Origin of the sequence: Hyphomicrobium sp., assembly GCF_041659645.1 — a bacterium.
GTDB lineage: Bacteria > Pseudomonadota > Alphaproteobacteria > Rhizobiales > Hyphomicrobiaceae > Hyphomicrobium_B.
In genome coordinates this window covers 239,347-251,968 of sequence record NZ_JBAZXX010000001.1, presented here as the reverse complement: position 1 = coordinate 251,968, position 12,622 = coordinate 239,347, and the positions used below count along the sequence as shown (strand labels likewise).

Annotated in this window: 12 protein-coding genes and 1 other RNA gene; 1 reads left to right on the top strand and 12 read right to left on the bottom strand. The window is 60.7% G+C overall.

Annotation, left to right across the window (positions count from 1 at the left end):
- Positions 1–82: 82 nt before the first annotated feature.
- Positions 83–919, top strand: a complete 837-nt coding sequence (locus WC811_RS01140; RefSeq protein WP_372640019.1) for a DUF2189 domain-containing protein — start codon at positions 83–85, stop codon at positions 917–919.
- Between the two features lie 125 nt (positions 920–1,044).
- On the opposite strand, the gene rnpB is transcribed toward WC811_RS01140, so the two are convergent.
- From rnpB to WC811_RS01080, 12 genes are all read right to left on the bottom strand, one after another.
- Positions 1,045–1,518: RNase P RNA component class A (rnpB, locus tag WC811_RS01135), an RNA gene on the bottom strand.
- Positions 1,519–1,717: 199 nt separating this feature from the next.
- Complete coding sequence (gene eutB, locus WC811_RS01130; protein WP_372640017.1) at positions 1,718–3,940, bottom strand: ethanolamine ammonia-lyase subunit EutB; 2,223 nt, start codon at positions 3,938–3,940, stop codon at positions 1,718–1,720.
- A 172-nt stretch (positions 3,941–4,112) separates the two neighbouring features.
- Entirely contained in the window at positions 4,113–4,412 is a 300-nt protein-coding gene (locus WC811_RS01125; RefSeq protein WP_372640015.1) for a hypothetical protein, read from the bottom strand.
- A 136-nt stretch (positions 4,413–4,548) separates the two neighbouring features.
- Entirely contained in the window at positions 4,549–5,379 is an 831-nt protein-coding gene (locus WC811_RS01120) for a pentapeptide repeat-containing protein (protein WP_372640013.1), read from the bottom strand.
- Positions 5,380–5,505: 126 nt separating this feature from the next.
- A complete protein-coding gene (locus tag WC811_RS01115) occupies positions 5,506–7,152 on the bottom strand; it encodes a phosphoethanolamine transferase (protein ID WP_372640011.1) in 1,647 nt (548 codons plus the stop codon).
- 106 nt (positions 7,153–7,258) lie between these two features.
- Positions 7,259–8,029, bottom strand: a complete 771-nt coding sequence (locus WC811_RS01110; protein ID WP_372640009.1) for an N-acetylmuramoyl-L-alanine amidase — start codon at positions 8,027–8,029, stop codon at positions 7,259–7,261.
- Positions 8,026–8,754, bottom strand: a complete 729-nt coding sequence (locus tag WC811_RS01105) for a TerB family tellurite resistance protein (protein WP_372640007.1) — start codon at positions 8,752–8,754, stop codon at positions 8,026–8,028. Before WC811_RS01105 ends, WC811_RS01110 begins: the two co-directional genes overlap by 4 nt.
- 164 nt (positions 8,755–8,918) lie before the next feature.
- Positions 8,919–9,254, bottom strand: coding sequence for a DUF2852 domain-containing protein (locus WC811_RS01100; protein WP_372640005.1), 336 nt, complete (start codon positions 9,252–9,254; stop codon positions 8,919–8,921).
- A gap of 78 nt (positions 9,255–9,332) precedes the next feature.
- Positions 9,333–9,758 (bottom strand): DUF2852 domain-containing protein, encoded by a 426-nt coding sequence (locus tag WC811_RS01095; RefSeq protein WP_372640002.1) that lies wholly within the window; start codon positions 9,756–9,758, stop codon positions 9,333–9,335.
- Between the two features lie 150 nt (positions 9,759–9,908).
- A complete protein-coding gene (locus tag WC811_RS01090) occupies positions 9,909–10,559 on the bottom strand; it encodes a TetR/AcrR family transcriptional regulator (RefSeq protein WP_372640000.1) in 651 nt (216 codons plus the stop codon).
- Between the two features lie 40 nt (positions 10,560–10,599).
- Positions 10,600–11,259: an extensin family protein gene (locus WC811_RS01085; protein ID WP_372639998.1), complete on the bottom strand. Its 660-nt coding sequence runs from the start codon at positions 11,257–11,259 to the stop codon at positions 10,600–10,602.
- 531 nt (positions 11,260–11,790) lie between these two features.
- Positions 11,791–12,564, bottom strand: coding sequence for an alpha/beta fold hydrolase (locus WC811_RS01080; protein ID WP_372639996.1), 774 nt, complete (start codon positions 12,562–12,564; stop codon positions 11,791–11,793).
- Between the last annotated feature and the right edge of the window lie 58 nt (positions 12,565–12,622).

Below are 12,622 nucleotides of genomic sequence, written 5' to 3'. Positions count from 1 at the left end.
ATGACCGCACGCGAGACGGGGCACACGGTCATCCAGTGCCATGGCGAAAGCGGCCATCGGCACATTCTAAGAAGGTGCCGCCATGACAAATATCACTGGTACCACGCAGTCCCACCCCCACCCGGACATCCAACTGCGATGGCCCGCCTCCGTCCTCTGGCGCGACGGCGATCCGCAGGTTCGCACCATCACAACCGCCGACGTCTGGACATCCTTGCGAGAGGGCGTCGACGATTTCCGCGCGATGCCGACGCACGTGGTCTTCGCATGCATTCTCTATCCGGTCGTCGGTATCGTTCTCGCGAGGCTGCTGTTCGGCTACGAAATGCTGCCGCTCCTGTACCCAATGGCAGCGGGCTTCGCGCTGCTCGGGCCGTTCGTGGCCATCGGGCTTTATGAGCTGAGCCGCCGCCGCGAGCTGGGTCTCGATATCTCGCCTGCACGCGCCCTCGACGTCCTGCATCGGCCCGGCATCGACGCGGTCTTTACGCTTGGTGCCGTTCTGGCGCTGGCGTTTGCCGGATGGCTCTATCTCGCGAACGTGATGTACACACAGATCATCGGCAGCGAGCCAACGTCTCTTTCTGACTTTTTCCAACAAGTGATGGGGACAGACAGAGGCACGCAATTGATGGTCACCGGCAACCTCGTCGGATTTATTTTCGCGCTGTTGGTGCTGGTAACGAGCGTCGTGTCGTTCCCGATGCTGATCGATCGTGATGTCGGTGTCGGCGCGGCAGTCAGAACGTCCGTCCGCGCTGCGCTAGAAAATCCGATTCCCGTGGCGCTTTGGGGCCTGATCGTCGCATCCGGGTTGTTGCTCGGCGCGTTACCGTTGCTGATTGGCCTGGCGATTGTTCTGCCGATCCTCGGCCACGCCACCTGGCATCTCTACCGCAAGCTCGTCGTCAAGGAGTAGACATCGGACCCGCGGGCCTACACCACTCACGTCACGGCCGCGAAGGCGGCCGTCTACGACGACCGTAACGGTGACGAATGTCCTACGGTCATGGCCGCCTACGCGGCCATGACGGTAAAGAAAGAAATACCAGCCGGCCTGTAAGCCGGGTTCTGTCTGGAGGCAGCCCAACACCGGCTTGCCGAGTGTTGGCCAAAAAACCTCCGCGACGGCCATTCATCTGGGACGCCTGTTGCCAGACGCCTCGTGCATTCAACCCGGGTGGGTAGCGTAAGGACGCGCCTTGCGTCTGCGGTTTCCCGCTCCGCGCGCCCACCCCTATTTGAACTTGCTCCCGGTGGGGTTTGCCCTGCCACTTCTGTTGCCAGAAGCGCGGTGCGCTCTTACCGCACCTTTTCACCCTTACCTCAGACCGCCCGAAGGCGGCCCGATCGGCGGTATGTTCTCTGTGGCACTTTCCCTGGGGTTGCCCCCGGCGGCCGTTAGCCGCCACCGTGTCCTATGGGAGCCCGGACTTTCCTCCACCGAACGTTTGCTCACGAGCCTTTAGAGCCCGCTTCGCCACAACGAAGTCCGGCAGCGACCGTCCGGCCGGCTGGTGAGGCGAGATAAGCGACGAGCAGGCGAAAAGGTCAAGGGGTGAACGCCCTTAACATCATCCTCGGACGCGCGCGCATCGCAAGCGTGTCTGGGGATCCAGCGAAAAACTGCCGAAGGCGCAATATCGGGTCTTCGACAAGTTTTGTGCTGGATCTCCGGCAGTCATTCGCTGGACTCATTCGGCCGAAGATGACGAAGTTACACCCCCATCGCCGCTCGCATATTGTGCGAGCGGTCGTGAATCGCGCGCTCCAGGCGATTACCCGCCGCTTTCGACGTCAGGATCTGATTGACGCGCTCGGCAATTTGCACGGCCGCGTCCGCAGGTTTCAAACCGCCCGCATAGATATTCGAAATCACCGTATATTCGTAACGCACATCCGGATTGCCGCTGAACGTCTCGGCCGCTTTCTTTGCGTCGTCGTCGAGACGATAGGCGATGTAGGCCGACATGCTGCGCGACGCGAGCGCATCTCCACCCGGCCGCTCGCCGATCAAGTTGATGACGATCTTCGGCTTCAACGCGTCGCCCAGCGCTTCCGCGAGCTTCACGCGGCCGTAAGGCGCGAGGATCGGCTTGCCAGCTGAAACCCGCTGCTCCCTGAGGCCATCGAGAAGCGCCGGCAACAGATCCGGAATGTTGTGATGCACCGCTTCCGCCGACAATCCGTCCGACACGATGATCTGCACGTCGACGCTCTCCGGCGAGAGTTCGGCAATCATGTCGTCGGCCGGCTTGGCGCCGCGATCGGGATGGCTCAGATGCGCTTCTTTGCTTTCCGCCGACGTTTTCACGCGGCGGAAATCGATGCCGCCGAGACGCTCCGGCGTAACCTCGGCATAGATTGCTTCGCGCGCCGCCGCCAAGTTCGCCTTGATGGCGCGTGAGACCTGTTCGGTCGGTCGCGGACCGGCGCTCTCGAAGCCATAAGCCGCCGGAAGGTTCTTGCGCAGCCGCTCGAACTCTTCATCCGAGCAGAAGATTTTCGGATTGCCCCAGTTCGGCCCGCGCTCGACGTCGCCGTCTTCGTTACGCACGAAAATGCCGCGCGCAATCGTCCATTCGAGAAACTCCGGCGCCGGAGTCAGCCCATGGATTTCGCGCATGGTTTGATCGTCGTGCCCACAGGTGTCGAAATACGCGAGCATGCGATCGATCGAGAGATAGACGTCCATGAAATAGTTGGCGCCCGCAGCCGTCAGCAGCTCGGCCGCGATTTGCTGGCCTTCCATCGTGATCTCGGAATGCAGCGTGTAGCACGGGGCCATTCCCATCGGCAGGCCGAGAAGCTTGCCCATGAAATGGTCCTGCAGGTTCGACACGATCATCTCGAAGTTCGAGCGATGCGTCTCCGGTCCGATGAAGCCCGTGACATTGTTGACCATGAACGGATCGTAACGGCGCGCGAGCCCATAGCAGAGCGCTTCCGTCGTCGTCATGTCGATACCGTTGTGCTTGCCGTAGGTCAGTTCGCTGCCCTGCCCCGTCTCGAAATACATGAACTGATCGGCTTCGCGTGCGAGCGGCCCGTGCTTCGCCATCGTCGTATAAGCTTGGTCGAGAACATCGGCGGTGCAGTCGAATTCCTCGATCAGCGTTCGGTCCGTTCCCGCCAACGACTGGAACATGATCTCGACCGGCGCGCCATTTTCGAGACACGCAATCTGCGTCTTGACGTGCGAGAGCACGCAGATCTGCGTCGGCGCCCCCGTCTCGCGGCGAAGCTTGTCGAGATGCTGCAAAGTCTTCGTGATGTTCTCGACGGTATCGATTGCCGGATTGAGCCCGAGCAGCGCGTCGCCCGAGCCCATCGATAGCCCGGTATAGACCAGCGCCGTCATGGCATCGAGATCGTCGGTTGGATGGTTGGGTTGCAGACGCGACGACAGGGTGCCGGGCGCGCCGACCAGAGTGCGCGCCTTGCCGGAACGCTTCAACTTCTTCGCCGCGTAAACGAGTTCGTGCACATCCATCAGCTTCGCGATGGCCGCCGCCATGACGCCCGTCAGCGCGCCGCCGATGCGCTTTGCTTCCGCGGCTTTCGCCCGGAGCAGCATGTTCTTGACGTCGCCAAGCGTCTTCGATGCGATTTCCGCGAAGGCGTCGTGATCGATATCGTAATTGATCCGCATAACGGAATCGACGCGGCCCTCGTTATCCGTAAGCGGCCGGTCATAGACATGCTGAAGCGTCAGACCCGAGAGGAGCGCCCGCGCCGCCTCCCGCTCGACGTCATCGCGCGCCGAAAGCCCGCAATTGCGATCGCCCGCCTTGTCGATGTCGGCCGCGCCGAGCAGCGCCTTCAAACCGCGAAAGCTGTAGGTTTTGTCGAATAGGGAGAGCTTGTAAAGCTCATCCTCGCGAGGCTCGGGAACCTCGATCTGCCGCCACGGCTTGAGTTCGATCCTGAGTCCGGCCATGTGCATCGCCCTCGCTGCTCATTCGGCCGAGAACATAGCACGACGACAACGCCGTCTCAGACGTCGTCAATAAATTCGAGGCCGATCGGGGGGATCATAGCGAAGTTCGTGGGGCGCAAGTCAAGTTCCTATTAGTCAAATTCCGCAAATGCCGGAAAAGACGTCTGGATGCCTACTGGCGAAGCTGGGCCGCGCGCCTTGCGACCTCTGTCGGGCTCACTTCGCCCTCTTCGACCAAGGCATTGATGCACCGCGCCGACAGCTTCTCTCCCACCGCTTTCATGCACTGGCGGACTTCGGGGCTATTGGAAGAATACTGGCTGCAGAAGGCGTAGTAATCACGCGAGCAGGCAAGCTTGGCGTGAAGGCTGACCGCGTTTGCGCCGGTCGTCGAAACAATTGCAATCGCGACCAATCCGGCGGCAATCGATGCACACGAACGCAAACGGAAAATTCCGCTTAGCTTCAGCATTTCAGCACCCTGGCTCGACATGAGGTGCCAAAAGACTGGCAACAAACCCTTTAACAAGGGTTAACGTCGGTTTGCGATTTGTCTAAAAATGATCCGACGTCAGCGACCCGTCGGCGTGCCCCCGCGCGGCTCGCGGCTATCGAAGCGCCCTGTCGAGATTGACGGCTTGATCGAGACCCCGTGCATGCGCGATTCCGATTGCGCCGACAAAATTTGCGCCATCCAGATCCGCGTGTGTGAAGTCAGCTCCGGAGATATCCGCGCCCGAGAAATCCGCGCGCGACAGGTCCGCACCGCTGAAGTTCGTGCCCTTGAGTTCCGCACCGTTGAACTTGGCGAACCAGAGCACGGCGCGCTCCATGTTGGCGCCATCAAGTCGGGCACCCGAAAAATCGCAATACTTCAGGACGTTGCGATACGCGGTCGCGAGCGTTCCCTCTCCCGGCCGGCCTTCGAGCGGATAGAAATTCGCCCTCGTCAGATTGGCGCCCCGGAAATCCGAGCCGGACAACTCAGCCTGAACATGCGCATCCGTAAGGATTGCCCCGGTGAAGCGCGGCGCATCCTGCGTGTTCGTCGACAGGTCCGCATAAATCGTCGGACGCAGGATCGTTGCGCCCGTCAGGTTTGCGCCGGAAAGATCGGCGCGCATCAGAACCGAGCGATCAAGTCGTGTGTGCGAAAGATCGGCTCCCTTCAAGTCCGCGCCGGTAAAATCCGTTCCGTAGAAGTCGGAATTCGAAAGGTTGGCGCCTTTGAAATTGAGTTGCGCCAAATCGAGATAGACCAGGAACTTACCGGAGAGATCGGGCCGCACACCGGGCTTCGCCTGAAACAGCAGCGTCGTGACGGCCCGGGCGCTCATATCGGCGTTTTCCGGCACCGGGCCGAGCGGCTGATCCGCCATTGCCGTTGCGGAGCCACCAATGAGGGCCAGGAACGACAGCAGAGCGAAAATGCGAACCATGCTCAAGCTTTCAAAGCATCTTTGCACCCCGATCATGCATGAGTCCGGGTAACCCGTGGATATCATTTTCGTCGCGGCCGGCGGCGAAATCGTCGCGTCCCCGCGGCGCCGCGCTACGTTATTTCATTATGGCGTGAGCGATCCGTACGCCTTACGGGGCCGGTTTCGGCACACAGCAAAGAGATCAAGCGACGGATCGTAAACGCGCGTCGCAACATTCATGATCCCAAGCGCGGAATGAAAAAGATTATCCTGGCTGACGCGCTGGCCCGTATGGTTCACCATGCACGTCTGATCGACGCCGCGACCTTCCCGAAGCGTCGGCGACAGCCAAACGACCATCGGCACATGAATTTGCGCTTCCGGTGCGATCGCATACGGCATGCCGTGAAGGTACATGCCGTGCTCTCCGAGGCTTTCGCCGTGGTCGGAAACATACAGCATCCCCGCGTCGACGCCGTGGTTCGCAGCGTCCGCGAGCACGCCGATCAGTCGCGCAAGAACGTGATCCGAATACACGATCGTATTGTCGTAGGCGTTGATGATCGACGAACGCTCGCAACGGCTGAACTGCGCATCTTTGCAGGCTGGCGCAAAGGTTTCAAACGTCGGCGGATAGCGCTTCCAGTAAGCTGGTCCGTGGCTACCCATCATATGCAGAACGATGACGGTATCGTGCTGGAGCGCTGCGATGCGCGCATCGAGTCCATCGACAAGAATATCGTCGTAGTTTTCGGTGCTCGGAAAGAACGTCGGAACCTTATGTCCCGTGAGCGTCTCTGTTTCGACGCGTGCGCAAACGCCTTTGCAGCCCGCCTGATTTTCCCGCCACAAGACATCGACTCCTGCGTGCTTGAAGATATCGAGTAGGTTTTGACGCGCTTCCGCCTTCGCATTCGAAAAGGCATCATGGCCAAGCCCCGAGAACATGCACGGCACCGACTGCGCGGTATCTGTCCCGCACGAGTATGCCTTCGGGTAGTTGATGAGGTCCGGTATTTTCGACAGCCCCGGATTGGTCGGCCGCTCGTAGCCGTTCAACGCAAAATGATCCGCACGCGCTGTTTCTCCGACGACGATCACGAACAAGGATTTGCGGACGGTGTTCGGCGCTATTTGGCGCGCGTCCTGGCCGTAAACAGCCACCGCCTTGACGCGTTTGCGTCCCTCGGAGCGCCAATACGCGGTAAGTGCCGAGATGTAGTTGACCGGCGTCAGCATCATCTTGAGTTCGCGATGCTCGCGGCCGAGCGAAAGAACATTCCCCCAGACCGGCAAGATCATCGCTACGCAAGCGACGAGCGCAACGGACGCGTAGGCAAGTTTCGCCAGCATCTCGTCGCGCCATGATCGCTTCGTCCACGGCACGAGACAGAACAGCACCGCCGGTGCGACGCCCAGGAAAAGAATGTAGCCGATCAGCTCCCAACTTATGAGGTCGCTCGTCTCGCGCGTGTCTGTCTCCAACACGTTGCGAACCATTTGCGCGTCGATGACGATGCCATACTCGCCCATGAAGTATGACGCAGCCGCCGTCACCGGCAGCAAAATGAGAACGACGACGCGAAGAAGCGGCTTCAGCGAGAATGCCAACAGCACGACATAAGCGAGCAGCACCGTCACGGCAGCCGCCGCCACGGTGAACAACCAGTCGCCGAAGCTATGCGGCGCAACGATATTCAAAAATTTATGCCAGAACGGCTGGTTCAGAACCAGCGCGATATATACGGCAATGATAAGCGCCAGAATTTCTGGGCGCCGCGGTTTGAGCACTGCTTATCTTGCTCCGTCGTCTTCACTGGGGATTTCCGCCATTCTGGCGGCGCGCGGCGAAAATCGTCAGCGCACGATTTGCATCAACATGACCGGCGGCGTCCCGTCAAGCGGCCGCGCGCCGGCGCGACGCCTCGACCACTTTCTCTAGCGTGACTTCCGTCGAGCGGTCGAGCCGTCCGTCGACACGGCGCGGCCGAAAATGCAATTGAAATGCCTTCAAAACTTTTTCCGTGTCCGCATCGAGCGTGCCGCTGGCTTCGACGTCGTAACCGAAAACGGCAAGATTCTTCTGCGCGCTCAAAACAGCAGAACCCTGAGTACCGGGGCCGAAGCCCGGATCATCGGCGCGAACTGGCAACGGACGGACCCAGAGCCCAACGCCCTCTTTCGCGAGGTGAAGCCAATTGAATTTCTCGCCCGGATCGATCTTCCGCCCCGGCGCTACGTCGGAGTGCGCGAGAACACTATCGGGCGAAATGCGGTGTCGACGGACGATATCCTGAGACAGCGCGACGACCGCCCGCATCTGCTTTAGAGGAAAATCCGGATACCCGTGCTGATGCCCGGGGTTCTGAATCTCGATGCCGATCGAGTGCGAGTTGATGTCCGTCTCGCCACGCCAATAAGAAGCGCCGGCATGCCATGCCCTGAGCTCTTCCGGCACGAGCTGCGTGATGTGCCCGTGCTCATCGACGACGTAATGGCAAGAAACGCCGCTCTCTGGTCGCGCCAGCCAGTCGATCGCCTTCGCCGCCGACGACATGCCCGTATAATGCAGAACGAGAAGCGACGGCTTGGCATCCCCACGCCGTGGCTCGCGGTTGTGTGCCGGACAAACGGCATGCGCGAGCGGCGTATCCGTCTCGAACGTCACGGCGTGGATTCCAGCGCGCGTTCCGCACGCTGACCACGCTCCTCCAAGATCGCCTCGTAAGCGGACGTGATCGCGGCGAGTCGACGCCCAGCGCCGGCCAGGAACTCCGGCGGCACACCTTTCGAAACGAGTGAATCGGGGTGATGACTTTTCACAAGCTCGCGATATCGCGCCTTGATGTCCTTGTCGGATGCCACCGGCGAAATATGCAGCACCTCGTAGGGGCTGTCGGCATCGATGACGAACCCTCGGCGAACGCACCGAAACTCTCCCTTGCTCAAGCCGAAGATCTCGGCGACATGGGCGAGATAGCGATCCTCGTCGGGATGCAAGACGCCATCCGCGCTTGCGACATGAAACAGGCACTCGAGCACGGAAACCTTGATGTCCGGTTGACCTTCAAGAATGTGCGCGATCTGGGCCGCGTAGGCCTCGTATCCGGCGACGTCGCGACTCGCGAGTTCGTAAAGCTTGCGAACGTGGCCGCATTCGCTTTCCGGCACTTGGAATTGCCGCTTGAACGCTTCCGCCTCGATCGGCAGCGAAACGCCGTCAGCCTTGCTCATCTTGGCGGCGAGCGCGACGACGGCGATTGTGAACGCCACGCGCGATTGCGCGGGCGTGCTCGCACTGTCGAACCCGAACGCTTCTTTAATGTGATCGATCGCGGAGCGCACGCTTCCGCCGTACGCCACAACAGCGTGCTTCAAAAATTGCCAAGCCATGACCGTCCGTGAATCTTTCGCCTCGAACAAGCCCGTCCGCCGCGACGGCTAACGCCTGAACATAGCCGAGCCTCACCCTTAACACCCCTAAAATAACGGCAACATAGGGAGAAAAAGGCGAATTTCAGCTATGCAGAGAGGGTGTGGCAACGAGCTTGCCGAAATCACGCAGCTGGGCCGCTTTCTGCTCGTCGCGATTTCAGGAATGCCTCGAACGCCGCGGCATCCGCCGCCCGCCGCAATCCGTCGAGATATTTGCGGAATTCCTCGGCTTCGAGTTCGAGCTTTCTGACCGTCGCCTGCCGGTAATCGTCGAAAGCTCTATTCTTCGTGCTGCCCGAATTTCCCGCATTCGATGTCGTTCTCTTGGCGCACAGACCTGCGCGGCCGCGGCGAAATACCTTCATCAAGACCATTGCCCCAATGAACAGCAGAACGAAGCCGACGACGTGGAACATCACGAAAAACGGGAGAAAGAAGAGGTGGTGAAGATGAAACATCGCTTCCGCTCCGCTTGTGGGGACTGAGTGGTAAAGCGACAGGGCAGCCAACGGCCGCCCCGCGCATAGTTCGGAAAATCAAGTCGTCGCGCCAGTATTGGGTTCCGGACGATCGCGCCGCTCGGACACGAACTGGTCGAACTCGGATTTGTCCTTCGCCTGCCGCAGGCGGTCAAGAAACGCTCTGAATTCGCGCTCTTCCTCTTCAAGCCGCTTCAGCGTTGCCTCGCGATAGTCGTCGAAGGCTTTGTTGCCGCTTGAATAAGTGCCTCTACCGAAGTTTCGCATCTCACCATCGATGCGCGACCGCGCCCTCTCGAAGTGCTCCCCGAGCCGGCTTCCACACCGTCCCCGACCGTGCCAACCGCAATTCATGCGTCCACTCCAAAGCATATAGGCCAGGATGACAGCCCCAACCGGCCAGAAGACGATGAATCCCAGGATCATCGCGGCAAGCCACGCGGGCCGGCCGAAATCATCCAGAGTCTGAACCACTTGCGTCATTGCCACCCTCTCCTTGTTTCAGGATGTAAATGTATTTTACATTCACATAGGTGGGTCGGCAAGAGGCGAGTTCAAGACCTGCGCGAGCGGCTTTTGAAAATTGCGCCAGCCCATCCCTGGACAGCAGGCGCCGCCCGCCGAGAACGCCGCTCAACCGACGTTGGCTTTTCTGATCCCCAAGCCGTCGAGATAGATCAGCACCGCGGCATCGAGCAGATCTTCAGGCGTCATTGGGATCGGACGTCGCGCTTCGTCGCCCCGCGTAAACAAAGACGCGATGCCGTGTGTCTCCGCCCAGATGTGCAGCGCCATCATCATGACAGGCGGACGCTTGCCCTCGGGCGCCGTTGCGACCAACGCCGCGCATGCCTCTTTCAGCACCTCGAACGCCCGGTCGCCCGCGACATGCAGATCCGGAAAGGCGGAAAAGGAAAGACCCGTTTCGAACATCGCGGAATATTGCGCCGGCTCCTGCCGCGCAAAATCGAGATAGGCGTGGCCGACACGCTCCAAGGCCTTGAATGGATCGGGTGTACCGCCCGCCCACGCCTGCTTCAGCTTCGCCTCGAACACTTCGAACGCCCGCCGCGCGACGTCGGCCATCAGCGCGTCGCGGTCGCGATAATGGCGGTACGGCGCCGCCGGACTGACTCCAGCCGCGCGTGCGGCTTCCGCAAATGTGAAGCCCGCCGGCCCCTTCGCCGCAATCAAATCGAGCGCCGCCTTCATCAAGGCTTCGCGCAAGTTGCCGTGGTGATAGCTGCGGCGGTGGCCGCGCGGCGGATCGTGATCCCAAGTCATGGGGCGCTTCTAGCGGATTTACGCGCACTCTGCACGCGGCCTACTTGCAGATACGCATCAACCCGTCGCGACCGTGGTGCGCGAGGTCGAGATGGAAATGGTCGCTGTGCAGGCTGTTGTAGTTCGGACCGAGCACCGTCGTAAAATATTCGCACGAACCATCATGCACGACCCGCAGAAAGGCACGCTCGGACGACGTTCCGTTCCAGCCGCGCTTCACACTGATCGTCCGCCCGTCTGCCAGCTTGAAACCGCCGATGTCCACGGCATTCGCGTAAGCGTGCTCCGAGATCATCGCCCCCTCGACACTGTTCATCGGCCGGCAGGAATACGAGGCCAGCACCGTCAGGCCGACGAGTTCCTGGCGGAATTGATAGCGCACCGCCGGCTCGACGACTTCTCTTACCCACCGGTCGATCTGCGGAATCATCGGACAGCGAAGTGATGCCGCCGGTTCAAGCACGACGCGGCCGTTATCGGCGGCGGACATCTCAAATGGATTTTCCGCTCCGCAGACGCTCGGGCCGCCAAGCGCCGATCGCTCATGCACGAACGCCGTCTGCCGCACAACGCCCGACGCGAGGCAGGCGCGTTCTTCCGGCGAACGCCACGGATCACTTCGAACCTGAAAGTCCGGCCCCGTCGTTCCGCAGCCCCAAAGCAAGCCCAGTCCCGAAAGCATCAGGACGGCCGTGGGCACAAGAACTCGGATACGACGCGGAACCATAATGATGGGAGTAAGCAGCGTTAACGTTAACGCCCGGTTAAGGAACGGCGAAAACTGCCAAGATCGCCCATCATTGCTGGCGTTTCCGACTGATTTGGGCCGCTACCTGGGCGAAGCAAAGGCGGACCAGCGGCGCCCCGGCGGCAATGATTCGTGTGGCCTTCAAGATGCGCTCGGCCGCATCATTAGAGTTATCCACAGGCAAATAAATCCCGACATACGCCTGAGATCGCCTCGTCATTGAGCGCGTCTAATTGGCAAGCGCCCCCGGAGGTGCGGGCCGGCTCGAACTCGTATCTCGTACGAGACCGGAAAATGCACCATCCCGCGTCTTCGATCGGACTAGTACCGCGTACCGGTCCGAAGACGCCCCGCGGGGTATGCAAGCACTCGCCCGAGGTCTTTGGACCTTGGCGGGGGCGTGTGCCCTGAGGACCCTGAGTCCGGCTTCGCGATCAATCCCCCGTGTCAGCCAGGTTCATCGGCCCCCAGGCGCACCGTTTCCTATGCCGGCGCGGTCGCCCCGCTTTCGAAAAACGCCAGCGCTTCGGCCTTGAACGTGCGATCGCCGACGGCGCGATTGTGGTCCTTGCCCAAAATCGTAAAGGCACGCGCCCCTGGAATGAGCTTGGCGAGTTCTTCCGCCGACCCACCGATGACGTCTTGATCCCCGACCGCCACCAGGACCGGCACTGCGATCTCGCTGACCATCTCGGCCGTGATCGGCGCGCGTGACGACCGGATGCACGCCGCAAGAGCCAAAAGATCGCTTTTCGTTTGCTCGGCGAAAGCACGAAATGTTCGCGCCGCCGGATTTGTGACATCGTCTATGCTCGACGCTTCGAGCGCCCGCGCGATCGGCCCGGTTCCTGCCATGCCGCGCACCATGTTGATGCCGAGGCCGCCGAAGATAACTCGCGCCACGCGATCGGGATGCGTCAGCGCCAGGAATGCCGAGATCCGCGCGCCCATCGAATAGCCGATGACATGAGCGTGCGGAACGCCGACATGATCAAGCAGGCGCCGGGCATCCTCAGCCATTAACGGCGCTCCGTAATCGACAAGTTCGTAAGGCTTCTGGCTTTCCCCATGGCCTCGGTTGTCGAGCGCGATGACCCGGTATCCAGCCTTGGTCAGAAACGTCACCCAGCCGGTATTGCCCCAGTTCGTCTCGACGTTCGACGCAAAGCCGTGAATGAGCAGAACCGGTGGCTTGTCGCCGCCCCCGCCGGTGTCGAGAAATGCAATGTCGACCCCGTCGCTATCGAAATGATCCATGCCACTGCGCCCAATTCTCCGAAAGTTTTTTATGTCCCCTACCATCCTCGCCGCCACG

Coding starts and splice junctions, on each gene's coding strand:
- WC811_RS01140 (WP_372640019.1), top strand. CDS start 83: ATGACAAATATCACTGGTACCACGCAGTCCCACCCCCACCCGGACATC.
- eutB (WP_372640017.1), bottom strand. CDS start 3,940: ATGGCCGGACTCAGGATCGAACTCAAGCCGTGGCGGCAGATCGAGGTT.
- WC811_RS01125 (WP_372640015.1), bottom strand. CDS start 4,412: ATGCTGAAGCTAAGCGGAATTTTCCGTTTGCGTTCGTGTGCATCGATT.
- WC811_RS01120 (WP_372640013.1), bottom strand. CDS start 5,379: ATGGTTCGCATTTTCGCTCTGCTGTCGTTCCTGGCCCTCATTGGTGGC.
- WC811_RS01105 (WP_372640007.1), bottom strand. CDS start 8,754: ATGGCTTGGCAATTTTTGAAGCACGCTGTTGTGGCGTACGGCGGAAGC.
- WC811_RS01100 (WP_372640005.1), bottom strand. CDS start 9,254: ATGTTTCATCTTCACCACCTCTTCTTTCTCCCGTTTTTCGTGATGTTC.
- WC811_RS01095 (WP_372640002.1), bottom strand. CDS start 9,758: ATGACGCAAGTGGTTCAGACTCTGGATGATTTCGGCCGGCCCGCGTGG.
- WC811_RS01090 (WP_372640000.1), bottom strand. CDS start 10,559: ATGACTTGGGATCACGATCCGCCGCGCGGCCACCGCCGCAGCTATCAC.
- WC811_RS01080 (WP_372639996.1), bottom strand. CDS start 12,564: ATGGATCATTTCGATAGCGACGGGGTCGACATTGCATTTCTCGACACC.